The sequence below is a fragment of the Synechococcus sp. R5-15 genome, from assembly GCF_047462035.1.
In the GTDB taxonomy this organism is placed as follows: Bacteria; Cyanobacteriota; Cyanobacteriia; order Thermostichales; family Thermostichaceae; genus Thermostichus.
Genome location: NZ_JANSIK010000013.1, coordinates 1 through 24924 on the forward strand (window position 1 = coordinate 1; position 24924 = coordinate 24924).

Sequence of the window (24924 nt, forward strand, 5' to 3'; positions counted from 1 at the left end):
GCTTGAGCCAGTCATCGACGATGTCGAACCATCCTCGCTCCTGACGCACGCGCCCTACCGCTATGGTCATAGGACGTCTCTCCAGAACAATGACGACGAATAAAGTGCAATACAGCAGCGCCCACAACAGTTCTGAGCAGCACTGTCCTTCCATCTTACGAAAAATCAATAAGTTGCAACATAACCTCAAGATGAGGCGCTGCATCAGCTCATCCGGCGCAGGGATCCCTTGTGTTTTAGGATGGGAAGGGTTTTGGCTGAGGGCAACTGAGCCGGGATCCGTTCACGGCGGCGGAGCGGAGCCCACAACACCAGGGAGGGCAGCGTGGTTCAAGCCAAGATTTTGTTCGCAGCGGCAGAGGCAGCACCTTTGGCCAAGGTGGGGGGCATGGCGGATGTGGTGGGATCCCTGCCTGTCGTTTTGCGCAAGCTGGGTCAGGATGTCCGCATCATCATGCCTCTGTATGGCTTTCTCTGGGACAAGTTCGGCCAGGAACCGGGGCAATACCCCCGCTCGAAAGATCCCATCTGGTCTAAACAGGTCATGGGTCAGGTGGCCGATATTTACGAAAGCGTTTTGCCCGGCACCGATGTGCCCCTCTACTTGGTCAGCCACTACTGCTTTGCTCCCCACCGCATCTACTACGGCGAGGACGAGTTCTGGCGCTTCACCTTTTTTGCCAACGCCGTAGCCGAATTTGCCTGGACTTACTACCCCTGGAAACCCAACATCATCCACTGCCACGATTGGCACACCGGCATGATCCCGGCCTGGATGCACCAAGCTCCCGATATTGGCACGGTGTTCACCATCCACAACCTGGCCTACCAAGGGCCCTGGCGCTGGCAACTGGAGCGCATGACCTGGCTGCCCTGGTATTTTTCTGCCCACAACACCATGGCTGCCGGGATCCTCTACGCCGACCAAGTGAACACCGTCTCGCCCACCTATGCGATGGAAATTCGCACCCCTCTGCATGGGGAAGGACTGCAGGACTTGTTGGCCTGGAAAGGGGAACGGTTGCGAGGAATTTTGAATGGGATCGACATCGATAGGTTTGATCCCCGCACCGACCCAGACCTAGAGGCCAATTTCAGCATCGATGATCTCAGCGGGCGGGCGACCAACAAAGCCACGCTACAGGCCAAGTTGGGCTTGACCGTTAACCCAGATACCTTCCTGATGGGCATGGTGGCCCGTTTGGTGGAGCAAAAAGGGATCGACTTGCTCATCCAAGCCCTGGATCGCTTCCTGGACTACAGCGACGCGCAATTCGTTTTGCTGGGAGGCAGCGGCGAAGCCTACTACGAAGGGCGGATCCGGGAGATGGCCGAGCGGCACCCGGGCAAAATGGCCTACCAAAAAGGCTACCAACCCAAGCTGGCCCAGTTGATCTACGGGGGGGCAGATGCGTTTTTGATGCCCAGCCGCTTTGAGCCCTGCGGCATCAGCCAGATGATCGCCATGCGCTATGGGTGTGTGCCCATCGTCCGCCGCACGGGAGGGCTGGTGGATACCGTCAGCCACCACATCCCCAGCAAGGGGATCGGCACCGGCTACTGCTTTGACCGCTACGAAGCCCTGGACTTCTACACCTGTCTGGCGCGGGCTTGGGAAGCCTTCCAGCACAAAGAAACTTGGCAAGCGCTGCAGAAGCGGGGCATGGCCAGCGATTTCAGTTGGCACCGCTCGGCGCTGGAATACCTGCGCATGTATGAGCTGATTCTCAACCTACCGCTGCTGCCGGAAAAGCCTCCAGAGCCACCCAACTCGCCCAGCTCCTCTCCGCCCAAGCTCAAGAAGCCCATCTCCTCCCAGCCTCGCTCCAAAGGGATCCCTGAGCTGCAGCAAAGACCCGAGGAGTAGGGTAAAGTGGAACGGGTCAAGAGAGGTTTTGGGGGTTACCCGCACATGATTGGACGACGTCCTACTGTTGCTTCCCAAGGCTGTCGCCAGGACGCCATCGCACAGGGGCTCAGCCTTCTGCGCCGTTCTTGGGCGCGGTTGGTTTTCGGCGTACTGCTCGGCCTTGTCCTGGGCATGGGCTCCACCTTCTGGGCCACTGCTCAGCAGCTCCCCACCGGGCAACAGCTTATTCCCAATCCGCAGCAGTTTCGCGCCCTAGAGCAGCCCAGCAGCGCCCTCAGCGCATTGCGAGCCGAACAACTGGCCGCCGAAGCCAATGCCGCCATCCAAGCGCAAAACTACGACCAGGCTGTCGAGCTGCTGCAGCAGGTGTTCAACGCCTACAACCAGCGCTCCAACTACCACCAAGATCTCTCCCGCGCCTTCGCCGGGATCCAAAACCGCATCTCCGAAGAACAGCGGGAGCTGGCCCGTGTTGCCGCCCAAGCCCGGGATCAAGCCGCCTACGATTTGGCCGTGGTCTATCGCGCCGCCGGGCGACCGGAAGAGGCTGTGGGCTGGCTGATCCAGGTCATCAACAGCCAGGGCCCAACCCGCGAGCTGGGCACCCAAGCCTATCAGCAGCTCTTGGAAATCGGCTTTGTCAGCACCCCCTTTCCCAGTTAGAGCTGCTCTTCCAGATTGCGATAGAAAGCCAGCGCCGTTTGCCCATAGGTTCGTTGGTCAAAGCGCAGCAGGGATCCCACCTGGTCTGGTAGCTTCTGGCCGCTGCGATGCTCGACGATCAAGGTTCCGCCTGGCTTGAGCAAGGGCGGGATCAGGGGCAGGAGCGGGGCGTACAGACCGGCCTCGTAGGGAGGAGCAAAGTACACGTAATCAAATGGCTCCAAGTTCAGGCCGCGGCTGAGCAGCTTGCGGGCATCTCCCTGAATGACCTGGAAAGATTGCCCCAGCTGCGCCACCTTGGCCCAGTTGGCTCGGATGATGCGGCAGGCAGGGGCGGCAATCTCGATCCCGGCCACAAAAGCGGCCCCCTGACACAGAGCTTCTGCTCCCACCGTACCGGCCCCACAGCACAGATCCAGCCAGCGACAGCCTTCCACCTGCCCTTGCAAGATGTTGAACAAGGCCTGCCTCACCCGGCCAGGTGTGGGTCGAGTGCCCAAGCCAGCGGGAGTTTGCAGCGCTCGTTTGCCGCTGATGCGCAGGCTCATGGGATCCCTTCAGGGGCTAAGCATGGCCGGCAACTGGCCGGTCAACCCACTGCGCTGGGCGGCGCGATCTCGCTCCATCTGGATTTGCTCCACCAAAGGTTGGGGCAGTTGGGCGGAAGCTTGCAGGGCCTGATCGAAAAGGGGGACGGCCTCTCGGTCTTGCCCTTTGGAAACCAGAATTTGCGCCTTGAGGTAGTAAAGCTCGGGGTTGCTGCAAGAAGCAGCAATGGCTCGATCCACCGCCTCCAATGCCTCGTCAAAGCGCTGCATATCCCGGTAGGCCAGAGCTTGGCCGCGGTAGGACAGATAGTCAGGAGCTGCCATCCGAAACTGATTCAGAGCCTTCTCCCGGTAGGTCAGCAGCAAATCCATGTAGCCGTTGAGCAGATTGAGCTCCGGATCGCTGCTGTCCACTGCTTGGGCGGCCCGGATGGAGGCAAACAATTGATTGAGGGTGGGCAGAGCTTTGGGCAAACCGATGACCACCCCATCTCGCACCACTATGTTGGCTGCCTCTAGCCCGTAGCCCACACCCTCATAAAGGTTGCCCCGCAAGGGATCCGTCTTTTTCAGCTCGGCAGCCACCTGTCGGGTTTGGGTAGCCAACCGGGCAAATGCTTCCAGGTCTCCCTCCTGATAAGCCAGCGCCGCCAACAGGGCATAGACCATCGGCTCTTCGGGGGAGGCCTTCTTGGCCATTTCCAGTTTTTCCCGGCTCTGGCTGTAGCGGCCTGCACAGAAGAACTCTTCAAAAGCTGCCGCCACCTCCGGCCTGATGGGGCGGGCATTGTCCCCGCTGCGGAAGGGATCCTGCGCCCAAACGGGCAGAGCGGATCCCCACACCCAACAAATCACCCCCAGCAGTTTGCCCAGCCTGCTCATTTTGCCGATACTCATCCCCAGTGCCTCAACTCCCACCCCCATCTAACCCTCTCTTCAGCGCAGCAGTTGGGCAATCGAAGCAATAGCGGCATCTTGAACCAACTCATTGGGCTCATAGGCCAGAAGATCGTGCAAGGGACCCAAGGCGCGCGGATCCCCAATTTGGCCGAGGGCACGGGCCGCCGCCTCCCGCACCACCGGCTCATCGTCCGCAAGCTTGGTCAGCAAAGCCGGCACCGCCTCCACCACCCGCATTTGCCCCAACCGGTAAATGGTTTGCAGTTGAGCCTCAAGAGGGGTTGCTGGGAGAGCAAAGCTGTACACAGAAATACCCGCAGAACCGTCGTAGGAATAGCCGCCGTGCGCCATCGAGATAGCCGAGAGAGCCTGCAACGCCTCTAGGGCACGAGATCGCTCTGCCCCGCTCATCTGGGGCAATTGAGCCACCAGATCATCAAAAGCTTGCTGCACAGGATCGACAGCCGCAACCTGTTGGGCAATGCGAGTTAATTGGCGATCCGCCTGCACCTGCTGCCAAGACTGGAACGCTGCCAGACCTGCCACTATCAAAGCCGCATCGGCCAGAATGGCCAGCAGCGCCATTCCTCCCCAAATCTTGCTGCGACGGCTGAGCCTTCGCATTTGCTTATCCACATAGACAAAGGCTTGGTGCTGCCGTTCCCAAAAGTCGGGGGCCACCTGCAGAGTTTGAGCGCTCAGATCGGGAGACAGAAGGTTTTCCTCGCGGGCTACCTCTAGGCTCTGTAGCCTCTGATTCAAGCGAGAAAATTGTTTCGTCCAGAGCCAAGTAAACATCAGGTCACGTCCTCTCTGCAAACCTGCCATCGAGAACCAAGTCTTGCTGACACAACATTGTGCAGGACATTGTGCGGGAACATTATGCGGGCTGTGCTGGCGTTCAGTGTCAGGCAAGGTTGGCCCACTTTCCCCTGGGATCCCAGAGGGGGAGCTTATGCGACAGGATAACAAAAGCGTCAGCTCCCCACCACCGGTCTTTACCCTAGAATCGCAGGATGCTTCTCAGTGTAGAGAGGCCGACGAAGGACGCAGAGAGGTTGACCGCGCTTGTGTGAGTGCTATGCACCGCTTCGCAACCGAGAGAACTCAAAGGCTACCGCGTCCAGCTTCCCGACACCCGGCTGACCGCTTGATCCATTCTGCCGCTGCCTGAGGAGATGCCATGACCACTGCCCTCACTCCCCGTAAAAGCTGTTGCTGAGTCGGTTCTGGCATCAAGCTCTCTCAATGTCTAGATAACTAGTGGATAACTAGTGCTATCTAGTGTTGTACGCCCCTATCCCTGACCGCCTCTCGTTCCCCCAGAAGCGATATGTGAATCTCTGTAGCTGCGGCCCGTTGGGCATCACCTCAAGGTAAACGGAGAGGGTGGGATTCGAACCCACGGTGGCGTGAACCACGGCAGTTTTCAAGACTGCTTCCTTAAACCGCTCGGACACCTCTCCAAACTGCTGGGATCCCCAGACTTTATTCATTATTCATTTATGCTACGCAATGGGCTTCAGGCTGTGCAATCACCAGCCGACCACAACCTCCACAGACTTATCGGATCCCATTGGCAAAAGCCCCCCCTTCGACCGGGTAGGCAGCACCTATCTTGGCTTGAGCCAAGGCTGCCGGCCATCGAGGAGATACCAAACTTAACCAGAACTGGCCGGGATCCCCTTCTACACTGGCAGATAAGCCACCCCAGGAGGATATATGCCCACTCCACCCCCACCCGGCATTACTCCCAAGCAGATGAATCTGCTGCGAGCCGTCACTGCGATGGCCTGGTCTGATGGTGCGCTAGAGGCTGCGGAAGTAGAACTCATCGCCCAGCAACTCTCTCAGCATTTTGCTTCGGATCCCGACCAGCGGGCCAGCTTGGCGCAAGAGATCCGCCAGTACCTAGTGCAGCAAGTCCCGTTGGAGGAGGTGCTGTCGAAAATCGGCGATGAGGCCGAGAAGCGTCTCATCCTCAAGTTGGGCTACCTGGTGATTGCCGCCAGCGCTCGCAGCCCGGAGGAGCCCGTGGTGAATCTGGAAGAGCTGGATGCTTTTCGGCAGTTGGTGGAAAAGCTGCAACTGTCACCGGCAGTGGTGCAACAGGTCTCTCAAGAGGCAGAGGCTGAGCTGGGGGATCCCAGCATTGCGCCGATTGAAGTCTTGGTGCAGGGGTTTACCCACCACTGCCGCTAGAGACCTGAGTGGACGCCTGATGGTTGCGAATGGCCCGCTTGACCAAATTGAGGAAGGCAAAGGCCCGTTGGTCGGTGGGATCCAAGCGCATCACCGCTTGAAAGGCTGCTTCTGCCTGCTGTAGAACGGCCAGATCGATTTGGCCATCCTCATCGGCTTCCAGTTGGGCCTTTTGCAAGAGGAGGGCCCCTCGATTGTAATGGGCTGCCACATGGTTGGGATCTGCCGCCAAAACGGCTTCCAGCTCTGTCAGGGCCGGATCCAGATAGCCGCTCATGCCCAGTACCCAGGCCAGCTTGTAACGAGCTTCGGTATGGGTTGGATCGGCAGCAACTGCCTGGCGAAACGCTTGGATGGCAGCCTGGAAATCGCCCGCTTGTACCGCTGCGATGCCTTCTTGGTAGCTGTCGTGAGCCATGAGCAAGTTGGGGGTTGAATGGGAACCTGGCGTGAGGTTATTTGCAGCTTAACCCTTGCCAAACGTGTTGCCCCCAATTCCCATCCTAGATGCCGAGAACAGAGCTGTGCCCCTGCCGGTTCAGCGTCTTTTCCCCCTGGGTGATGCCATCTGCAGCAGGAGAAACTGCCGCGGCAGGAGATTGGAGATTGCGCAAAGCCTGACCCCCTCAACCTGTGCCCCTTCCTAGGATGAACATAGCCATTGATTGGGTGTGAACCATGAATGCCAAACTGCTTTTCCTACCGCTGGCTTTGGGGCTGTCTGTGGCTCCGACCACCGCTGTTTTTCCGCAAACCCTAGGCATCTACCCTCCTTTACAAAGGCTGCAACTGGCCGATACTCGTCAGTTGGATGTTGGCACCCGCTCCATCATTGTCAACCCCGTTCCTTCCGACCTGCGGGTGAATCTGGAGCTGGATCGGCACGGGTCTAACCCCATCTACCGGCCTGGCGAGCCGATTGCCATTACCCTGAGCACCAACCGCGATGCCTACGTCTACTTGTTCAGCATCCAAGCCGATGGCCGTACTCACCTGATTTTGCCCAACCGCTTTTCCGGCGGCAACGAGTTTCTGCGGGCCGGAGAAGTGCGCACCTTCCCGCCGCCGGGGGCCAGCTATCGGTTGACCATCGCTCCACCCTTCGGCCAAGCCCAGGTGTTGGCGGTGGCATCCCCCCGTCCGCTGAACTTCCAGGAGATCGCCTCTTTCGAGCAGAGTGGATCCTTTGCCGACGTGCGGGTGCGGGGATCCCAACTGGGCAATGCCATTGCCCGCGCCATTATTGTCGAGGGGATCCCTTCCGACCAGTGGGTGACGGCCACCCGATTCTATCGGGTTGCCCCGCGCTAATCCAAGCTCTGAGACCTCAGGTGGATGGCCCGCACAGGATCCCCTTCATCGGGTATATGACCAGCCCCACCGTTCAAGCTGGGAAGGAAGTCAACCACCCCAAAGGCTGCCCAAAGATTGGGTTCATCTGCCACAATGAGAGCAGCCAAAGGTAGTCTCGGCTACGTTTCTCCTGTGCGGTTTTGGTCGGCCATTCTATGTCCCCTTCCTCCAAGCCCCTGAGCGAGCAGATTCGCAGCATTGACGACCATCTCTCCCGCCGACCCCTGGATCTGGATCCGGCGGGCTATTTCGTCATCTACTTGGATCGGGAGCAGAACCTCATTTGCGCCAAGTACTACAGCACCGTCATCAATGAGCGGGGGCTGGCCACCGATCCGGAAACAGGAGCTGTGATCCCGGCAAAGGGCTCCGTCAACCGATCCCCTGAACGGGTGTATGTTGGGCGCACGGCCAAAGAACTGTGTGTACAGATCTTTGAAAAGGAGCAGGAGAGAGTGGTCTCCCAGCTCAGCCATGCGGCCTACTTGGGAAGGGAGTTTCAAAAAGCCGAAGCTGCCCTGATCTCTGGCGAGGAGTACATCCAAGACTAAGCCCGCCCATGCAGCGCCAGAACTCACCAGAGACCTAGCAGGGGGGCCCCGGCATTTATGCCTGGAGAGGGAGCGCTATCCAATCTGCTACACCAGGCAAGCAGGCACTAGAGACGGATGTTTAAGGCGCCGGTGAGCTAGCCCGAAGGGGCAGCCTTGGGAAACCCGGTCTAGGGATCCCAGAAGCCCCTGACTTTGGCTGTGGGGTAGTTCACATCATCCCCTTAGCTCCAGAGCCAGCCGCCGAGGCCGCCGGCTTGGGCTCAGGCTTTTCCACCACAATCGCTTCGGTTGTGAGGTACATTCCGGCTATGGAAGCCGCGTTTTGCAGCGCTGAGCGCACCACTTTGGCCGGATCGACGATCCCCTGGGCAAACATATCCACATAGGTTCCGCTCAGGGCATCGAAGCCAAAGGGCATCTCCTTCTCCAAAACCTTTTCCACCACCACTGACCCTTCCAGACCGGCATTGTGGGCAATCTGAAAGAGAGGGGCCTGCAAGGCTCGGTAAACAATTTCTGCCCCCACCTGTTCTTCGGCATTCAACTTGGCCTTGAAAGCCGGGATCCCTTTGGAGAGGTGCAATAGCGTCGCCCCGCCGCCAGGGACGATCCCTTCTTCCACCGCAGCTCGGGTGGCATTCAGGGCATCCTCAATGCGCAGCTTGCGATCTTTGAGTTCTGTTTCAGTGGCAGCCCCCACTTTGATCACCGCCACTCCCCCGGCTAACTTGGCGATGCGTTCTTGCAGTTTCTCGCGGTCGTACTCGGAATCGGTGGTTTCCAGTTGCTTGCGAATTTGAGCCACCCGCTTTTCCACCGCCGCTTTGGTGCTGCCATCGGTCACAATGGTGGTCTTGTCTTTGGTGACAGTGATCTTGCGGGCCACCCCCATCATGTCCAGGGTGACCTTATCCAGCTTGATGCCAACATCCTCAGAGATGAGCTGCCCGCCGGTGAGAATGGCGATATCTTCCAGCATGGCTTTGCGCCGATCCCCAAAAGCCGGAGCCTTGACCGCCACCGCATTGAGCACCCCCCGCAGGCGGTTCACCACCAATGTGGCCAGAGCCTCTCCCTCCACATCCTCCGCAATGACCAGAAGAGGCCGACCCTCGCGGGCCACCCGCTCTAGGATGGGCACCAGATCTTGCAGGCTGGAGATCTTGTTGCTGGTAATCAGCAGATAAGCATTCTCATACTCGGCCACCATCCGCTCCGAGTCTGTGACGAAATAGGGGGAAATGTAGCCGCGGTCAAACTGCATCCCCTCCACCACGTCCAACTCGGTTTCCAGCGACTTGGATTCTTCGACCGTGATCACCCCATCTCGCCCTACAGCATCCATGGCCTTGGCGATCATCTCTCCCACTTCGCTGTCATTGCCAGCAGAGATAGTGGCTACTTCGGCGATGGTCTTACGGCCTTCCACAGCCTTGGCATGAGCTGCAATTTGCTCCACCAAGTAGGCAGTGGTCTTTTCAATGCCGCGCCGCAGAGCCACAGGGTTGGCGCCCGCCGAGATGTTTTTGAGCCCTTCCCGCACCATGCTTTGGGCCAGGATGGTGGCTGTGGTGGTACCATCTCCGGCCACATCGTTGGTCTTAGAGGCCACTTCCCGCATCAACTGGGCGCCTGTGTTCTCCAAAGGATCGGCCAACTCAATTTCCTTGGCAATCGTGACCCCGTCGTTGACGATTTGGGGGGCACCAAACTTCTTCTCCAAGACCACGTTGCGTCCTTTGGGGCCAATCGTAACCTTGATTGCATCCGCCAGTTGGTTGATGCCCTGCTCCAATGCCTTGCGGGCCTCTTCTCTAAACAGAATCCGCTTTGCCATAGAATCCGCGATCCTCGTAAGTCTGACTGGGCTCCTACTTTGGGTACTGCCAGGCGGAGTGGGGTTCCCAGGAATCCTCCGGCTCGGCTAGCAGGGAGTTAGCACTCTAGACTCCCGAGTGCCAATCTAGCTCAAAGACGGGAGCCTGAGCAAGATGGGCAGATCCGGAGTCACGTTTTGGCTGACAGGGGGGAGAGGGCTAGGAGTTGCCGCCGATCAGGATGTCGGGAAACTGGGCCTGGGCTTCGCTGATGGGGCGGTTGCGCCCGCCGTTTTGCCAGTAGTTGATGAGTTCGGTGGCTCGGTTAAGCAGCTCGATGCGATCCACTTCGCTGATCCAAGTTTTGCTTTCCAGCTCAGCCTTAAGCTGCTCCCAAGCGTCATCCCGCGGCCAGAAAAAGTAGTGGGTGAGGGGGCTGCGGTTTTTGGCCACCACCTGATCGACGGCAATAGCCAAATCGTTTTCCAACCAGAGGGCTTTTAGGGCGAACTTCGGCAAGGCTCTCTTCTCCTTTGGGCTACTCAACGGACGATCCGATCCTAACCAGGCAGCCTTTCATTCTGACATATGTCCTGTCCATCGGCGGGCCGAGAGCCGGAAGATGGATACGGGCTCAGCCCTGTCTGGGGGCAAAGGGCCCTAGATCACAGAGGGCTGTTTCCCCTTTCAGTACCAAGTCCCGCAGGATGGCGGCGCTGATCGGGGCCAGCAACACTCCATTGCGATAATGGCCGGTGGCAATGAGCAGATTGGCGTAGCCAGGAGCCCAACCCAGGATGGGGGCGCGCTGTCCCACTGGTCGAGGCCGATGGCCGGCCCAATGATCCAACAAAGTCGCTTCGGCCAAAGCCGGGCAGAGTCGGATGGCGCGGGCCAGCAGATCTTGTAGCGCCAGCAGCGTCGGCTCGGGATGAGGGGCCTGAAATTCCACTGTTGCCCCCACCCACAGGGATCCATCGCCCAAAGGAACCAGATGCAGATCCGCGTCGGTGACCACGGGCCCCAGGGGGATCCCGGGGGCTTTGACCCGCAGGGCCTGACCTTTGACCGCTTGCAGCGGCACCTGCAGCCCCAGCTCTTTGGCCAGAGGAGAGCTGCCCAGACCTGCCGCCAGGATGACGTGCCCTGCCGAGAGGGTGAGAGCGGGCGTGTAAACCGTTTGCAGGCGAAAGGGGGGATCCGAGCTGCGCTGAATCTTCTGGACAGGCTGGTGGAAGAAAAAGCGGGATCCCTTGCGTTGGGCTGCTTCCCAGAGAGCCTGGGTTAGGAGCTTGGGTTGGACTTGCCGATCCTGGGGAGAGTAGATGGCCGCCGCCAGGTCGCTGCGCAGGCCGGGCTGCAGGGATCCCACTTCGGCAGGGCTGAGCAGATCTAGGCGGTAACCTGCTTGTCGGCGGGCCGCCAGGGTCTCTTGCCAAGCTTCCACTTCCTCCTCCCTGAGGAGTTTGAGAATGCCGCGCCGATTGACGGGCAAACTCCGGCCCAGGTCTTCCTCCAGCCGCGCGATTAGGGGATCGAACAGCTCCAGGCTTTTTAGACGCAACTGCACCACCTCCCCGCTAGGCTGGCGGCTGCAGATCCCCATCAACACCCCCAGCGACGCGCCCGCGGCGCCTGAGGCCGGCTCCCCGGCATCCACTCCAATGACCGACAGCCCAGCTGTGGCTAATTCGTAGGCAATGGCACAGCCCACCACCCCACAGCCGATCACCAGCACATCACAGTTCAACAGCCCAACCCTCAATGGAGATGCTTTTCGTAGTGATACTCCACAGAGTTGCTGCGATCGTGCAATTCACGAATTTCCGGCAGACGCACATAGCCGAGCCGCTCATAAACCCGATGAGCCGTCGTGAAGCGAGTATCTGTCCACAGATGCAGAGAGTCCGCCTGCTGCTGCCGAGCCGCAAATTCGGCCTGTTCAATCAAACGCCGACCCAAACCCCGACCGCGCACTGCGGGCAGAGTGTAGAGTTTTTTCAGCTCCATGCGCCCAGGGATCCCATCGGTCACAAGGCCGACACAGCCGACCACTTGATCCTGATGCTGCGCCACCCAAAAGGATCCCCCCATCTCCGCGAAAGCTGTGGCAGGCTGAAGCAACTCCGGCACCTCTTCGATGTCCAATACACAGCCTGGATACTCCGCAAAGACCACTTGCAAAATGTGGAGCAGAGCCGCACTGTCCGAGTTTTCCGCAGGACGGATGTCGATCTGCATCGAGCAGCGAAGAAAAAGAAATCATCGTTAAGTAAAGCTTTCTCGATTGTACCTGGGCTTGCTCGAGGACTCTGTTTTCTCTGTTTCTCAGGGAGCAGAGGATCCCTGAGGTGAGCAGCTAAGATCGCTAGCATCCCCAACCCCATCTGCCCATGGATACTGAACTGCTGGTTCCCGACGTTGCCGACCTTGTGACGGAGGACGATACCCCGGTGGATAATTTCGCCTCCGAAAAGCAGCAGCGCCTCTTGACAGGGGCTCTCTACAGCGCTTTGCGCGGCAAAACCTTTTTAGCAGCGGCAAATGTAGGCATCTACACCGCCATCGGTCGGCCCCCGATTGTGCCGGATGTTTTTCTCAGCCTGGACGTCACGGTGCCGGAGCAATGGTGGGAGAAGCAAAACCGTTGCTACCTGCTCTGGCAATTTGACAAGCCGCCGGATGTGGTGATCGAGATCGTCTCCAACCGCGAAGGCGACGAGCTGGAAGGCAAGCTGAGCCGTTATGAGCAGATGCGAGTTAGCTACTACGCGGTCTTCGATCCCAATCATGAGCTGGGGCCAGAGGAGTTGCGCATTTTCGAACTGCGGGGCCGCCACTACGCGGAAATGACCGAGACCTGGCTAGAACAGGTGGGGCTGGGCCTGACGGTGTGGGAAGGCGTTTTTGAGGGGAAACAAGCTCGCTGGCTGCGCTGGTGTGATGCCCAAGGGCAGTTGCTGCTGACCGGCGATGAACGGGCTGAGTTGGAGCGGGAACGGGCCGAGCAAGAACGCCAAAGGGCGGAGCGAGAACATCAACGGGCGGAGCGTCTGGCGGCAAGATTGCGGGCTTTGGGTGAGGATCCCGATTTGGAGAGCTGAAGCCCAGGGATCCCCTTCAGCACCCACCCTCCACTACACTCAGAGAGGGAACTGCTGCCGGAGTGGCAGGGATCGTTGGACTCACAGATGGGTTATCGCCGCCGGGATTGGTTGGCCTACTGGCTGCTCAAGTGGCTGGTGGTCAACCCCTTGTTTCGGGGACTGTATTTTGGGCGCACCTATGGGCAGGAAAACGTGCCTCGCCAGGGATCCCTCATCGTCGTCAGCAACCACGCCAGCCATTTGGATCCGCCGCTGGTGGCCAATGCGGTGCGCCGCCCGGTGGCCTTCATGGCCAAGGAAGAGCTGTTTCGGGTGCCGGGGCTGAAGCAGGTGATCCAGCTCTACGGCGCCTACCCGGTCAAAAGAGGCGGCTCTGACCGCGCTGCCCTGCGGGCCACGGAAGCAGCTTTGGCGCAGGGATGGGCGGTAGGGATCTTTTTGAATGGCACTCGTACCCCCGATGGCCGCATTCCTCAGCCCCACTTGGGAGCGGCCTTGGTTGCAGCTCGCACCCAAACGCCTCTGCTGCCTGTAGCCCTTTGGGGCACGGAAAAGGTCTTGCCCAAGGGATCCCGGTGGCCGCGCTTGTTCTGCCCCATCACGGTGCGCATTGGCAACGTGATTCCCCCCCCTGCTTCCAGCGATAAGGCCGATTTGCAGCAGGTGACGGCAGAGTGCGTGCACGCTATCCATGCCCTTTTGGATCAGGGGCGCTGAGGGTATCTTGGGCTACCAGATACTCAACAACAGGGATCCCTCCCAAGATGTGCTTTTGAAGAATCTCCTCCACCACCTCCGGCGTGACCGAGTGGTACCAAAACCCACCGGGATAGACCAGCAGCACAGGGCCGGGAACAGCATAGTCGCACGCCCGCAGGCAGTTGGCTTTGGTGCGGTGTACCCGCAGGGATCCCCCGCTCCCGATTTCCAGGTTCAATTCCTTGATCCGCGATTTCAAATAGTCCCAGGCTTCCAATCCCACGGCTTTCTCACAACATTTGGGCTTGGTTTGATCTGCACAAAGGAACAAATGCCACTGGTAGGGCGGAATGGGAGCCGGCTGAGGCGCTTGGCCTGGGGATCCGGTTGCCGAGGAGGGATCCAGGATAGGGGAAGAAGCGACAGGACGCGACATAACAAGATGTTTGGGCTTGGCTACAGTTGCATTATCCCCTGTTCTCTAGGTTCTTACCGATGCTGGTGGATAACCCCAAGCAGCGACTGTTTCTTGCTCTGCTCCCCCCTCCAGCACTGCAAGAGCAGGTGACAGCCATCAAACAGCAGTTTGCCGAGCAATTTGCCAGCCAAGCGGCCCTGCGCTCGCCTCCCCACATCACTCTGGTGCCGCCGTTCGAGTGGCCCAGTTCCGATCTGCCGGCCTTGACGGGATCCCTAGAGGCCTTTGCCAAGCAGCAAACTCCCGTCGCCATCCAGTTATCCGGCTTTGGGGCCTTCGCGCCGCGTGTCATTTTTATTCACGTCGTGCCCTCCCCAGAACTGCAGCAGCTACAAGCTCAAGCCCATCACCACATGGGGCTCCTTCTCAACCGGAAAGAAACGACCGCTCAAGCCCGTCCGTTTGTGCCCCACATAACTGTGGCCTTCCGAGACCTAACCCCCGCCCACTTTCGCGCCGCTTGGCCGCAGTTCAAGACCCGTTTTTTTCAAAGTTCCTTCACGGCGTCGGCTTTGACGCTTCTCCTCCACGACGGCAAACGTTGGCAGGTTTTTGCCCAGTTCTCGATGGGGGAATAATGGGGAACAGAAGAGGGTTGCCAACCAAAGCAGCCTACTCCACCCAGTGAGCGGCCATGTATTCCGCCAAGTCCAACACCCGCTGGGAGTAGCCCCACTCGTTGTCGTACCAAGCCATGACCTTGACCAGATCCCCATCCAGCACACTGGTCATCTCCGCATCCACAATGGCCGAGCAGTCGTGGCCGCGGTAGTCGATGGAGACCAAGGGAATATCCGAGTAGGCGATGATCCCTTTCATCGTGGTTTCCGAGGCTTCCTTCAGGGCAGCGTTTACCTCCTCGGCAATCACGCGCCGCTCCGTCTGCACCACCAAGTCCACCAGAGACACATTGGGCGTGGGAACCCGTACCGCCACCCCATTCAGTTTGCCCTTCAGCTCCGGGATCACCAAAGCTACCGCCTTGGCCGCCCCCGTAGTGGTGGGCACCATGCTCAATGCTGCTGCCCGGGCCCGCCGCAGATCGCGGTGACCACCATCTAAGATCCGCTGGTCGCCGGTGTAACTGTGGGTGGTGGTCATGGTGGCACGGAGGACGCCGAACTTGTCCAGCAACACCTTGATGATCGGGGCAAGGCAGTTGGTGGTGCAGCTGGCGTTGCTGACAATGTTGTGCCGCACCGGGTCGTAGGTGTGTTGATTAACACCGTAGACAAACGTGGGAATGTCTCCCCCCTTGGCCGGGGCGGTGATCACCACCTTTTTGGCCCCCGCTTCTATGTGCTTAGAGGCACCCTGGTAGTCGACAAAAACACCTGTAGCTTCAATAACAAGATCCACCTTCCACTCTTTCCAGGGCAGGTTGCTGGGGTTGCGGTCGGAAACGGCATAGATATGCTTGCCGTTCACCACCAAACCGTTTTCTGCAGGCTCAACGTCTGCTCCCTGCAACGGCCCAAGGATGGAATCGTACTTGAGCAGGTGGGCAGCCGTGCGAGCATCTGAGGTGTCGTTGATGGCAACAATGTCCAGGTTGGACTGAGAGCGACCCAGCCAACAGCGCAAAAAGTTGCGACCAATGCGACCAAACCCGTTGATGGCTACCCTAACCACTGCTCCTGACCTCGCTGCTTGAAATCTCTTGGGGGCTGCTGCTTAGCACATGATATCGCAACCCCTGAACATTCTGAAGACAAAATTTGGGATCCAAGGGGTTGTCTTCGTGGACGTTGACCTGCAAACCTATGCGGAGCAGGGATTGAGCCTCTTTCAAGCGGGATAGCGCTGGTGCAGCAGAGCCATAGCCGAGGCTACATTTTCTACCCCTCGCTGCTCCAGAAGATCCGTGAACATACTATCCAGCCAGTAAAGGTGCTCGCTGATGATCTGGCTCCAGGCGCGGTAGAGTTTCACCTGGACTTCCAGAGGCAACAGGATCAGCCCCTCGTTGGAGAGGCGCAGGGTCTGCACCTCGGTTATGGTCACTGCTGTAAAGGAGCGCCGCCGCCCCGTCAGCAGAGAAAGTTCCCCAAACAAACGCCCGGCGTGCAGCGTAGCCAGCCAATAATCTCCCGGATGTCGCACATATTGGCGACGCAGCTCCACCACTCCACTGAGGATCATGTACAGGTCACTGCTGGGATCCCCCTCTTGAAAGATCACCTGGCCAGGAGAGAAGCGGCTGGGCAACAGGGCTGCCGTCAGCGCCTTCCACTCGGCATCTTCCAAAGATTGGAAGAGCAAGTGCTCGCGAACACGCTCAAACGGATAACGGGGGCTGCTCATGATGTCGGTGGGCCAGAGGGGTACCTGAGGCCGGCTCCGTTTCATCCTACCGCTGCCGGCAGGGTATTGGGAGATGGGAGAGAGTTGTCCCCAAAGAGTATCTAAGATGCAATGGAAAAGGTAGGTCGCTCCCAGGGATCCCATGCAGCCTGGCTCAATTGTCCGCTGCCGCAACCGCGAGTGGGTGGTGCTCCCCGCTGATTCAGAAGAAATTGTGGTGCTGCGGCCCCTCACCGGCACCCCAGAAGATGCGGTTTGCATTCACCGACACCTGATGAACCTTGTGGGCGGCACCTTGCCCTTCGAGCGAGTGGAGCCTACCGCCTTTCCTTGGCCCTCTGGGGATCATCCTGCCGATGCCACCAGTACCCTTCTCCTCTGGCAGGCGGCCCGGCTGATTTTACGGGAGGGCGCAACTCCCTTTCGCTCTCTGGGGCGCCTCTCGATTCGGCCACGGGTATACCAGTTTGTGCCCTTGCTCATGGCGCTGCGCCTCGATCCGGTGCGGCTATTGATTGCCGACGACGTAGGGGTGGGCAAGACCATCGAGGCGCTGCTGATAGCCAGGGAGCTTTTGGATCGCGGCGAGATCCGACGCCTTTGTGTCCTGTGCCCTCCCTATTTGTGCGAGCAGTGGGCCAGCGAGCTGGCCGAGAAGTTTAACCTGGAGCCAGTGGTCATCCGCTCGGGAACGGTGGGGCAATTGGAGCGAAAAACCCCTGTTGGGCGCAGCCTCTACGAGCACTTTCCTGTCCAGGTGGCCAGCATTGACTTCGTCAAGACCGAGCGCAACCGCCACCCATTTCTGCAATTTTGTCCTGAGCTGGTCATTGCCGACGAAGTCCATGGGGCAGCGGCGGCCCATGGCAAAAACCAGCAGGAGCGCCACAGTCTGCTCAAAGCGGTGGCCCAAAACCCCAACCGCCACCTGATCCTGCTGACGGCAACTCCCCACAGCGGTGTCGAAGAGGCCTTCCGCTCGCTGCTGGGGCTGCTGCGGCCCGAGTTCGAGACATGGGATCTCCAGGATCTCAACGAAGACCAACGCGTCCAGCTAGCCCGTCATTTTGTCCAGCGCACGCGGCGAGATATTCGGGAAACTTGGCAGGAGCTCACCTGTTTTCCAACCCGGGAAGCTGAAGATGAAACCTACACCCTTTCTGAGGGGCAGCGCAAGCTGTTCGAGGACACCTATGGGTTTTGCTCGGAATTGGTGTGCACAGGGCAGCAACTAGAGAAGCGCCAGCAGCGAGTGCGCTACTGGGGAGCGCTGGCCCTTTTGCGCTGCGTAATGTCCAGCCCGGCGGCAGCAGTAGCGGCATTGCACAATCGCAGCGGAGCAACCCTGGAGGCAGAAGAAGAGGTTGAGGCAGAACTGAGCCGCTGGGTGTTCGAGTCGGCAGAAGAGCGTACCGACGATGAGCTGCCAACGCCAGCTCTTGAAGCCGCAGACCCAACCCTGCCGGATAGCGACCGCCGCCGGTTGCAGGCCCTGGCCCGTCTGGCCAAACAGCTCCAGGGCCCAGAGCACGACACCAAACTGGCGCGGGCCATCGAGCTGGTGAAAAAGTTGCTTCAGGAAGGTTTTCATCCCATCCTCTGGTGCCGCTACGTTGCCACTGCGGAGTATCTGGACAGTTACCTTCGGCAACAGCTGGGATCCCCAGCCCAAGTAGCCTGTGTAACGGGCAGGATGGGAGACGAGGAGCGGGAGGCCAGGATCGCGAATCTGGAAGTTGACCGACCACGGGTGCTGGTGGCCACCGACTGCCTCTCGGAAGGGATCAACCTGCAGGAAAAGTTTACAGCCGTCATCCACTACGACCTGCCCTGGAACCCCAATCGGCTGGAGCAGCGGGAGGGCCGGGTGGATCGCTACGGCCAAAAGGCCAGCCGGGTCAAGGTCATCCGCTTTTTTGGCCGCGACAACCCCGTAGATGGCGTGGTACTGGAGGTGTTGCTCAACAAAGCGCGGGAGATCCACCGCACCCTGGGCACCCACGTGCCTGTGCCGGAGGCTAGCGAAAGCGTTACCCAGGCTGTGCTCGAAGCCCTCTTCCTGCGCAAGGGACACTGGTCCGCCGAGCGCCAGCTAACCCTCGATCTTGGCGTGCCGGAAGTGGATGAGTTTCACCGGCGCTGGGATCGCTCTGTCGAACAGGAGCGGCGCAACCGCACCCGTTTTGCCCAGCGGGCCCTCAAGCCTGAGGCAGTGCAGCGGGAGCTGGAGGCCACCGATGCCGTGCTAGGGGATCCCGAAGCTGTGCGCGAATTCTTCCTGGCTGCCGCCCAGCGCCTCAACCTAGCCATAACCCCAGGGAAGCGGTCGGGGGTCTACCAGGTTAGCGTTGGCTCCGAAGCCACTGCCACCTTGCCGGAAGCCATTCGCCTGGCCCTGCCCTCTCCCAAAGGCGGGCGTTGGCTAATCAGCTTCGACTCGCCCACGCCCGAAGGTGCCGAATACATTGGCCGCAACCACCGCGTCGTGGTTGCCCTGGCCCAGTTTTTGCTGGAGGAAGCCCTCGACAACCCAGAGAAAGGGGATGCTGTCGTCTCCCGCTGCGGCGCTCTACGCACCCGAGCGGTAGTTGATCTTACAACTCTACTGCTGCTGCGGGTGCGCTACCTGGTGGAGCAACCCCAGGGGCAGCCTCTCTTGGCGGAAGAGGTGCTGGTGCTAGGCGGTGTTGGCCTGGAGAGCGGCGAGGCCCGCTGGCTGGAGACGGGCGCAGCTCTCCAACTGCTGGCCACGGCCAAGCCGGATGAGAACCTACCGCTAGCGGAAAAGCGGGAGCTGGTTCAGCATCTCCTGGCCTGTCTCGGCCCGTGGCAGGAGACAGAGGAAAACCGGGGAAGGGATCACCGGCTGCAGCAGGCGGCGCGGGAGCGGATTTTGCAGCGTGCTGCTGAGCTGGAGGCTGCCCATAGGCGCATCCGCCAAGCCGTGTCCCTACAGGGGCGGGGGCTGAAGGTGAAGCCGCAGCTTCCCCCCGATCTTTTAGGACTCCTTGTTCTCCAACCGGTGGTTTGCCGATGAGCGAGTTTTCTGGGGTACGCATCGAAGGAGGCCTGTTGGGGCCCGATATTCTCGAAAAGCTGCTGGCAGGGGATCTGCCAGGACAGAAGCCAGAAGACTTCGGCTTTAACAGCAAGCGCGGCCCAGTCGAAGAGATTGCCGCGGTCTTTGCCGATTGTCGAAAGTACTGGGAGGCCTTCCAGAGCCGCCTGCAGCGCCTGCCCGAAAGCGATCTCGCCACCAGCATCACCCGCGATGCCTGGGCGATCCCCTTCTTCAGTTTGCTGGGGATCGAGGTGCGCTATCAACCGCGCGCCTGCGAGGTGGACGGAATGAACTTCCCCATCTCGCATCGCATGGGCGAGGCGGAAGACGCGCCACCGGTGCACATCGTCGGCGCGCGCCAGGAGCTGGGCCGCGTGCCGGCTTCTGGCCGGCCTCGCCTGGCACCCCACTCGCTGCTGCAGGAGTATCTCAACCGCAGCGAGCACCTCTGGGGCATTGTTACCAACGGATTGACCCTGCGCCTCCTGCGGGACTCCACCTATGTGCGTCGGCAGGCCTATGTGGAGTTTGACCTGAAGCAGATCCTAGAGGAGCAGCGGTTTAACGACTTTGCCATCCTCTTTCGGCTGCTGCACCGCAGCCGCTTGCCCCAAACGGCAGAGCTAGCAGGGGATTGTCTGCTGGAAAAGTACTACCAACAGGCCCTGGAGCAGGGTGGCCGGGTACGGGAACGGCTGCGGGAGGGGGTTGAGGAGTGCATCAGGTTGCTGGCAAATGGGTTCCTGGCCCATCCCAAGAACCAGAGGCTGAGAGCGCGGCTCTTGTCGGATCCCAGGGAGCTCTACCGCCAACTGCTGCGCTTGGTCTACCGGTTCCTGTTCCTCTTGGTTTCCGAAGAGCGGGGGTTGATGAGCAGCGCGGCGCTCTATCGCGAGCACTACAGCGTGACGCGGCTGCGGCGGTTTTTGGATCGGCAAAGTGCCCAAGACGAACACGAGGATCTCTGGTGCAGCTTGCGGGTGCTCTGGAGGGTGCTTTCCCAAGAGGAGCTGGCGGAGCTGCTGGGGGCTGCTCCTCTCAACGGAGAGCTGTTTGCCCCTCTGGAGCTAGATGAGTGCAGCCTGAGCAACCGGGATCTGCTGCAAGCCTTTTCGCACCTAGCCTACTACCGAGAAAACCCCACCTCTCCCCTTCGGCGGGTCAACTACGCGGCGCTGGATGTAGAAGAACTGGGATCCGTCTACGAAAGCTTGCTCGACTACCAGCCTCAGATTGTAACTGGGCAAGGGGCGCCTCGCTTTGAGTTGAGCTACGGCTCAGAGCGCAAGAGCACAGGCTCCTACTACACCCCGCCGGAGCTAGTGGCCGAACTCATCCGCTCGGCGCTGGAGCCAGTGATTGAAGAACGGCTGAAAGCCGCTCGCCCACCTGAGGAAAAAGAGCAAGCGATTTTGTCCATCCGTGTGTGTGATCCCGCCTGCGGATCCGGTCACTTCCTGCTTGCTGCCGCCCGCAGGTTGGGCAAGGAACTGGCAAAGATCCGCACCGGCGAAGAGGAACCCGCCCCCGAGCGTGTCCGCGAGGCCATCCGCGATGTGGTGGCGCACTGCATCTACGGCGTGGACAAAAACCCGCTGGCGGTGGAACTCTGCCGCGTGGCCCTGTGGCTGGAGGCCCACTGCGCCGGCAAGCCCCTCACCTTCCTGGATCACCACATCAAGTGCGGCGATTCGCTGGTGGGTGTCTTGGATTTGGCGATTTTGGAAAAGGGCATCCCCGATGAAGCCTTTACCCCGGTTAGCGCTGACTCCAAGGAGGCTGCCCGCTCGCTAAAGCAGCGCAATCGCACCGAGTGCCAGAGTTTGCAAACAGGGCAGCTTTCCCTTGCTTTTGACACTGACCAGGTGGTGGCTGAGCTTAGCCAGGAGCGACAGAAGCTAGAAGCCATTCCAGACAACTCCCCGGCAGAGGTTAGCCGCAAGCAGCAGCTCTACAGCCGCTACTGCCAAGACCCGCAACACCAAAAGCTAGTGGAAGCCTGCAACCTGTGGACAGCCGCTTTTTTCCAGCCCTTGATCCCTGACTTCTCTAGGGCCATTACCACCCAAGCCGTGGCTGATCGACTGCAGGAGAGAACCCCCTCCCAGGCCCTTGCCACTGCTCAGGCCCTCGCTGTCGAGAATCGGTTTTTCCACTGGCCGCTGGAGTTTCCAGAGGTGTTTGAAAGTGGCGGCTTTGATGTGATCCTCTCCAACCCGCCCTGGGAGCGCATCAAGTTGCAGGAAGAAGAGTTCTTTGCCAGCCGCGATACCGCCATTGCCCGCGCCGCCAACGCCGCTGCCCGCAAACGGCTGATCGCCGACCTACCCAAGACCAACCCCGCCCTCTGGCACGACTACCAGCGTGCCCTGCACGGCGCCGAAAGCACCAGCCGCTTTTTACGGGGCAGTGGTCAATATCCCCTCACCGGCCGCGGCGACATCAACACCTATTCCGTCTTTGCCGAGCGCGTGCGTAACCTGCTCAGCCCCCGCGGACGGGCCGGCATCATCGTTCCCACCGGCATTGCCACCGACGCGACCAACCAGTTCTTCTTCGCCGATCTGGTGGAAAAAGGGCAACTGCTCAGCCTGTTCGATTTTGAAAACCGTGAAGCGCTCTTTCCCGGCGTACATCGCAGTTACAAATTCTGCCTGCTCACCCTCACTGGCAGCCGTACCCAGACCGACGCCACCACCTTTACCTTCTTCGCCACCCGCCCCGAACACCTGCGCGACCCGCGCCGCGTCTTCCGCCTGAGTGCCGCCGACATTGCCCGCATCAACCCCAACACCCGCACCCTGCCCGTCTTCCGCACCCGGCAAGATGCCGACCTGACCCGCGCCATCTATCAGCGCGTGCCGGTGTTGGTTAACGAACACACGGGTGAAAACCCTTGGGACGTGCGCTTCATGGCGATGTTCCACATGTCCAACGACTCGCACCTCTTCCGCACCCGCGCAGAGCTGGAAAAGCAAGGTTACCGGCTGGTGGGGAATGTGTTTGTGCCCTCACCCCCTAGCCCCCTCTCCCACGCTGCGGGAGAGGGGGGAAGGATCGCAGCCCCCGACCTCTCTTCTCGCGCTGCGGGAGAAGGAGGGTACGAATTACCCAAGGCCAGCCAGGAACTGATTGCCAGGGCGCGGCAGTTGCGTCGCGAGGCGACGACCGCCGAAAGCCTGCTCTGGGAATTGTTGCGTGACCGTCGGCTGCTAGGCCGAAAATTCCGGCGTCAACATCCGATTGGACAATTCATCGCCGATTTCTTCTGTGACGATGCCCGCCTGATCATTGAGATAGATGGCGCCGTGCACCGTGAACCCACTCAGCAGGAACGCGACCGTTTGCGGGAGGAAATCCTGCGCGAACACGGCTTTGCCGTTCTGCGCTTTACCAATGACCAGATATTCGACCGCACAGAACAAGTCCTGCGAGAGATTGCCGCCTTTGTTACTGCCCATTCCTACGAGCATCCTTCTCCCCTCTCCCAAAGCCTTGGGAGAGGGGCCGGGGGTGAGGGCTACCTCCCCCTCTACGAAGCCAAGATGCTCTGGCACTACGACCACCGCTACGGCACCTATGAGGGCGTGCGCGACCGCGCCAGCACCCAACTGCCCACGCCAGACGAAGCCCGGCACGCCGACCCGCACTTTGTTGTCCAGCCCTGGTACTGGGTGCCCGCGGAAGAAGTCCGAGCCCGCCTGGGCGAGTGGCAACGCGGCTGGCTGCTCGGCTTCCGACGTATTACGAATGCAACAAATGAACGCACTGCCATATTTGCCTTAATACCCACGACAGGAGCCGGAGATAATGTATTTCTGCTGTTGCCAGATACCAACTCAGTACTCACAGCAACCCTGACAGGTAACTTGATTTCGCTCCCATTTGACTGGGTCGTTCGTCAAAAACTGGCAGGCGTTAACATGAACTTCTTTTACGTCGAACAGTTCCCCGTCCTGCCGCCCGAAGCCTACACCCCCGAAGATTTGCGCTTCATCGTCCCGCGCGTGCTGGAACTGGTCTACACCGCGTGGGACATGAAACCCTTCGCCGACGACGTATGGCGAGAGGCAGACGAAGGATTGCGGGCTGTGATTAGACCTCACCCCCCGACCCCCTCGCCCGCAGCACTGGGTGAGGGCTTCCCCTTCCCGCCGTTCACCTGGAACGAGGAACGCCGCGCCATCCTCCGCGCTGAACTGGATGCGTACTACGCCCGGCTCTACGGCCTCACCCGCAAGCAACTGCGCTACATCCTCGACCCGGCAGACCTCACCGAACGCGAACTGGAAGACATACTCGACCCGCGGGAAGAGGTGGCAGACCCGCTCGACCCGGCTGGCTACGCTACCCGCGCTGCTGCTAGCACCTTCCCCAGCGAAACCTTTCGCGTGCTGAAGGAGAAGGAGATAGGTCAATACGGCGAATACCGCACCCGGCGGCTGGTACTGGAGGCGTGGGAGAAGCTGGCGCAGCACTCAACAAAAGCTTAGAATACACATAGATCTGCATTTCTATACACACAAGTGGCTCCTCATGCGCACCAACATCGTCCTGGATGACGACCTGATCGAGCGTGCCCGCCAGGTAACCGGCCTCAAGACCAAGCGCGAGGTGATTCACGAAGCGCTGCGTGTCCTGATTCGCCTACACGAGCAAGCTGAGATCCGCAACTTACGCGGCAAGTTGAAATGGGAGGGCAATTTGCAGCAGCAACGCCTGTCGTGCCTGCAGGACTGAGGATGATCCTGGTGGACAGCACCATCTGGATTGATTACTTCAACGGCATTTCATCGCTTCACACCGACTATCTGGATTGGGCCCTGGATCAAACTCTTATCCTGGTGGGCGACCTGATTTTGGCAGAAGTCTTGCAGGGCTTTCGCAAAGATGCCGATTTCGAGCAGGCTCGCTGTGCTCTGGTGAAATTGCATCAGGTGCAAATGGTTAACCCCTCCCTGGCGGTGAAAAGTGCGCAGAACTTTCGCTTGTTGCGTCGCAAAGGCGTGACGGTGCGCAAAACAATAGACAGTTTGATTGCCACTTGGTGCATTGAGAACAATGTTCCGCTCCTCCACCACGACAGTGACTTCGATGGCTACGAGGCGCATCTAGGATTGCGGGTTATTCGTCCATGAGGCAGAGGTGGCCTTCTGCAGACCAGTTTTCTCTTGACATACCCCCTGCCTAAAGGCAAGGGATTCTGGTTCCTGCATTCGGAGAACGCTGCAGCCGTCGGCGGGTACTGGAGGTGTGGGGGAAGCTGGCGCATTGCCGATCCCACTTCGGAGATATCTTTTTGCCGTTCAGCGGGCCGTAGATCTTGGTGGGTGCGGTTTCAAACACCACTTGCGGCATCTTCAAGCTA

The 24924-nt window shown here is 59.7% G+C and carries 24 protein-coding genes and 1 tRNA gene; 12 read left to right on the plus strand and 13 right to left on the minus strand.

All coding sequences use genetic code 11. The features are described from left to right. Window positions 1-205 (minus strand): hypothetical protein (locus NW839_RS01600; RefSeq protein ID WP_414380449.1); only part of this gene is annotated, 205 nt, incomplete at its 3' end. A gap of 120 nt (window positions 206-325) precedes the next feature. Between NW839_RS01600 and glgA the strand changes: the two genes are divergently transcribed. Both glgA and NW839_RS01610 read left to right on the plus strand, forming a co-directional pair. After that, window positions 326-1867 (plus strand): glycogen synthase GlgA, encoded by a 1542-nt coding sequence (glgA, locus tag NW839_RS01605; protein WP_414350846.1) that lies wholly within the window; start codon window positions 326-328, stop codon window positions 1865-1867. Between the two features lie 45 nt (window positions 1868-1912). Next, window positions 1913-2533 carry a hypothetical protein gene (locus NW839_RS01610; protein ID WP_414350843.1) on the plus strand — a complete coding sequence of 207 codons (621 nt, stop codon included), beginning with the start codon at window positions 1913-1915 and terminating at the stop codon, window positions 2531-2533. Here NW839_RS01610 and rsmD read toward each other — a convergent pair. From rsmD to NW839_RS01630, 4 genes are all read right to left on the minus strand, one after another. Continuing rightward, entirely contained in the window at window positions 2530-3081 is a 552-nt protein-coding gene (rsmD, locus tag NW839_RS01615) for a 16S rRNA (guanine(966)-N(2))-methyltransferase RsmD (RefSeq protein ID WP_011433333.1), read from the minus strand. The two genes, NW839_RS01610 and rsmD, sit on opposite strands and share 4 nt — an antisense overlap. A 9-nt stretch (window positions 3082-3090) precedes the next feature. Next, the gene (locus NW839_RS01620) at window positions 3091-3978 is read right to left on the minus strand and encodes a Sll0314/Alr1548 family TPR repeat-containing protein (RefSeq protein ID WP_414350841.1); all 888 of its coding nucleotides are present in this window, start codon (window positions 3976-3978) and stop codon (window positions 3091-3093) included. A 39-nt stretch (window positions 3979-4017) separates the two neighbouring features. Continuing rightward, window positions 4018-4779, minus strand: a complete 762-nt coding sequence (locus NW839_RS01625; protein WP_414350840.1) for a HEAT repeat domain-containing protein — start codon at window positions 4777-4779, stop codon at window positions 4018-4020. A gap of 583 nt (window positions 4780-5362) precedes the next feature. Continuing rightward, a tRNA-Ser gene (locus NW839_RS01630) sits at window positions 5363-5447 on the minus strand. Window positions 5448-5703: 256 nt separating this feature from the next. Here NW839_RS01630 and NW839_RS01635 point away from each other — a divergent pair. Then, the gene (locus NW839_RS01635; protein WP_414350839.1) at window positions 5704-6183 is read left to right on the plus strand and encodes a TerB family tellurite resistance protein; all 480 of its coding nucleotides are present in this window, start codon (window positions 5704-5706) and stop codon (window positions 6181-6183) included. Here NW839_RS01635 and NW839_RS01640 read toward each other — a convergent pair. Continuing rightward, complete coding sequence (locus NW839_RS01640; protein ID WP_414330039.1) at window positions 6164-6601, minus strand: tetratricopeptide repeat protein; 438 nt, start codon at window positions 6599-6601, stop codon at window positions 6164-6166. The two genes, NW839_RS01635 and NW839_RS01640, sit on opposite strands and share 20 nt — an antisense overlap. A 260-nt stretch (window positions 6602-6861) precedes the next feature. Between NW839_RS01640 and NW839_RS01645 the strand changes: the two genes are divergently transcribed. Beyond that, on the plus strand, window positions 6862-7494 hold the full coding sequence (locus tag NW839_RS01645) for a DUF4384 domain-containing protein (RefSeq protein ID WP_414330041.1): 633 nt from the start codon (window positions 6862-6864) through the stop codon (window positions 7492-7494). A gap of 197 nt (window positions 7495-7691) precedes the next feature. After that, entirely contained in the window at window positions 7692-8087 is a 396-nt protein-coding gene (locus NW839_RS01650; RefSeq protein ID WP_414330043.1) for a DUF4346 domain-containing protein, read from the plus strand. A 211-nt stretch (window positions 8088-8298) separates the two neighbouring features. Here NW839_RS01650 and groL read toward each other — a convergent pair whose 3' ends face one another. The 4 genes from groL to NW839_RS01670 form a co-directional block, all read right to left on the minus strand. Then, window positions 8299-9927, minus strand: a complete 1629-nt coding sequence (groL, locus tag NW839_RS01655; protein ID WP_414330046.1) for a chaperonin GroEL — start codon at window positions 9925-9927, stop codon at window positions 8299-8301. 199 nt (window positions 9928-10126) lie between these two features. Next, window positions 10127-10453: a 30S ribosomal protein PSRP-3 gene (locus NW839_RS01660; protein WP_414330048.1), complete on the minus strand. Its 327-nt coding sequence runs from the start codon at window positions 10451-10453 to the stop codon at window positions 10127-10129. A gap of 88 nt (window positions 10454-10541) precedes the next feature. Then, window positions 10542-11657 (minus strand): NAD(P)/FAD-dependent oxidoreductase, encoded by a 1116-nt coding sequence (locus tag NW839_RS01665; RefSeq protein ID WP_414350834.1) that lies wholly within the window; start codon window positions 11655-11657, stop codon window positions 10542-10544. A gap of 11 nt (window positions 11658-11668) precedes the next feature. After that, the gene (locus NW839_RS01670) at window positions 11669-12148 is read right to left on the minus strand and encodes a GNAT family N-acetyltransferase (RefSeq protein ID WP_414350832.1); all 480 of its coding nucleotides are present in this window, start codon (window positions 12146-12148) and stop codon (window positions 11669-11671) included. A 152-nt stretch (window positions 12149-12300) separates the two neighbouring features. Between NW839_RS01670 and NW839_RS01675 the strand changes: the two genes are divergently transcribed. Further along, window positions 12301-13011, plus strand: coding sequence for a Uma2 family endonuclease (locus NW839_RS01675; protein ID WP_414330056.1), 711 nt, complete (start codon window positions 12301-12303; stop codon window positions 13009-13011). An 87-nt stretch (window positions 13012-13098) separates the two neighbouring features. Beyond that, complete coding sequence (locus NW839_RS01680; protein ID WP_414350828.1) at window positions 13099-13731, plus strand: lysophospholipid acyltransferase family protein; 633 nt, start codon at window positions 13099-13101, stop codon at window positions 13729-13731. On the opposite strand, the gene NW839_RS01685 is transcribed toward NW839_RS01680, so the two are convergent. After that, complete coding sequence (locus NW839_RS01685; RefSeq protein WP_414331431.1) at window positions 13700-14149, minus strand: (2Fe-2S) ferredoxin domain-containing protein; 450 nt, start codon at window positions 14147-14149, stop codon at window positions 13700-13702. The genes NW839_RS01680 and NW839_RS01685 overlap by 32 nt on opposite strands. 59 nt (window positions 14150-14208) lie before the next feature. Between NW839_RS01685 and NW839_RS01690 the strand changes: the two genes are divergently transcribed. Then, window positions 14209-14769: a 2'-5' RNA ligase family protein gene (locus tag NW839_RS01690; RefSeq protein WP_414350825.1), complete on the plus strand. Its 561-nt coding sequence runs from the start codon at window positions 14209-14211 to the stop codon at window positions 14767-14769. Window positions 14770-14803: 34 nt separating this feature from the next. On the opposite strand, the gene gap is transcribed toward NW839_RS01690, so the two are convergent. Beyond that, window positions 14804-15823 carry a type I glyceraldehyde-3-phosphate dehydrogenase gene (gap, locus tag NW839_RS01695; protein ID WP_011433307.1) on the minus strand — a complete coding sequence of 340 codons (1020 nt, stop codon included), beginning with the start codon at window positions 15821-15823 and terminating at the stop codon, window positions 14804-14806. A 156-nt stretch (window positions 15824-15979) separates the two neighbouring features. Next, complete coding sequence (locus NW839_RS01700) at window positions 15980-16540, minus strand: Crp/Fnr family transcriptional regulator (protein WP_414342364.1); 561 nt, start codon at window positions 16538-16540, stop codon at window positions 15980-15982. A 97-nt stretch (window positions 16541-16637) separates the two neighbouring features. Between NW839_RS01700 and NW839_RS01705 the strand changes: the two genes are divergently transcribed. Genes NW839_RS01705 through NW839_RS01720 form a run of 4 tightly spaced genes read left to right on the plus strand, consistent with a single transcriptional unit; the run spans window position 16638 to window position 24694 of the window. Then, entirely contained in the window at window positions 16638-19532 is a 2895-nt protein-coding gene (locus NW839_RS01705) for a helicase-related protein (RefSeq protein WP_414350823.1), read from the plus strand. Next, window positions 19529-24049 carry a DUF559 domain-containing protein gene (locus tag NW839_RS01710; protein ID WP_414350821.1) on the plus strand — a complete coding sequence of 1507 codons (4521 nt, stop codon included), beginning with the start codon at window positions 19529-19531 and terminating at the stop codon, window positions 24047-24049. Before NW839_RS01705 ends, NW839_RS01710 begins: the two co-directional genes overlap by 4 nt. Before the next feature lie 43 nt (window positions 24050-24092). Further along, complete coding sequence (locus tag NW839_RS01715; protein ID WP_011433302.1) at window positions 24093-24296, plus strand: type II toxin-antitoxin system VapB family antitoxin; 204 nt, start codon at window positions 24093-24095, stop codon at window positions 24294-24296. Window positions 24297-24298: 2 nt separating this feature from the next. Further along, window positions 24299-24694: a PIN domain nuclease gene (locus NW839_RS01720; RefSeq protein ID WP_011433301.1), complete on the plus strand. Its 396-nt coding sequence runs from the start codon at window positions 24299-24301 to the stop codon at window positions 24692-24694. Window positions 24695-24924: the final 230 nt, after the last annotated feature.

Excerpts from the sequence above, each read along its gene's own strand:
- NW839_RS01610 (WP_414350843.1), top strand. The coding sequence starts at position 1,913 with ATGATTGGACGACGTCCTACTGTTGCTTCCCAAGGCTGTCGCCAGGAC.
- rsmD (WP_011433333.1), bottom strand. The coding sequence starts at position 3,081 with ATGAGCCTGCGCATCAGCGGCAAACGAGCGCTGCAAACTCCCGCTGGC.
- NW839_RS01620 (WP_414350841.1), bottom strand. The coding sequence starts at position 3,978 with ATGAGTATCGGCAAAATGAGCAGGCTGGGCAAACTGCTGGGGGTGATT.
- NW839_RS01625 (WP_414350840.1), bottom strand. The coding sequence starts at position 4,779 with ATGTTTACTTGGCTCTGGACGAAACAATTTTCTCGCTTGAATCAGAGG.
- NW839_RS01635 (WP_414350839.1), top strand. The coding sequence starts at position 5,704 with ATGCCCACTCCACCCCCACCCGGCATTACTCCCAAGCAGATGAATCTG.
- NW839_RS01640 (WP_414330039.1), bottom strand. The coding sequence starts at position 6,601 with ATGGCTCACGACAGCTACCAAGAAGGCATCGCAGCGGTACAAGCGGGC.
- NW839_RS01645 (WP_414330041.1), top strand. The coding sequence starts at position 6,862 with ATGAATGCCAAACTGCTTTTCCTACCGCTGGCTTTGGGGCTGTCTGTG.
- NW839_RS01650 (WP_414330043.1), top strand. The coding sequence starts at position 7,692 with ATGTCCCCTTCCTCCAAGCCCCTGAGCGAGCAGATTCGCAGCATTGAC.
- groL (WP_414330046.1), bottom strand. The coding sequence starts at position 9,927 with ATGGCAAAGCGGATTCTGTTTAGAGAAGAGGCCCGCAAGGCATTGGAG.
- NW839_RS01670 (WP_414350832.1), bottom strand. The coding sequence starts at position 12,148 with ATGCAGATCGACATCCGTCCTGCGGAAAACTCGGACAGTGCGGCTCTG.
- NW839_RS01675 (WP_414330056.1), top strand. The coding sequence starts at position 12,301 with ATGGATACTGAACTGCTGGTTCCCGACGTTGCCGACCTTGTGACGGAG.
- NW839_RS01680 (WP_414350828.1), top strand. The coding sequence starts at position 13,099 with ATGGGTTATCGCCGCCGGGATTGGTTGGCCTACTGGCTGCTCAAGTGG.
- NW839_RS01685 (WP_414331431.1), bottom strand. The coding sequence starts at position 14,149 with ATGTCGCGTCCTGTCGCTTCTTCCCCTATCCTGGATCCCTCCTCGGCA.
- NW839_RS01690 (WP_414350825.1), top strand. The coding sequence starts at position 14,209 with ATGCTGGTGGATAACCCCAAGCAGCGACTGTTTCTTGCTCTGCTCCCC.
- NW839_RS01700 (WP_414342364.1), bottom strand. The coding sequence starts at position 16,540 with ATGAAACGGAGCCGGCCTCAGGTACCCCTCTGGCCCACCGACATCATG.
- NW839_RS01705 (WP_414350823.1), top strand. The coding sequence starts at position 16,638 with ATGCAGCCTGGCTCAATTGTCCGCTGCCGCAACCGCGAGTGGGTGGTG.
- NW839_RS01710 (WP_414350821.1), top strand. The coding sequence starts at position 19,529 with ATGAGCGAGTTTTCTGGGGTACGCATCGAAGGAGGCCTGTTGGGGCCC.
- NW839_RS01715 (WP_011433302.1), top strand. The coding sequence starts at position 24,093 with ATGCGCACCAACATCGTCCTGGATGACGACCTGATCGAGCGTGCCCGC.
- NW839_RS01720 (WP_011433301.1), top strand. The coding sequence starts at position 24,299 with ATGATCCTGGTGGACAGCACCATCTGGATTGATTACTTCAACGGCATT.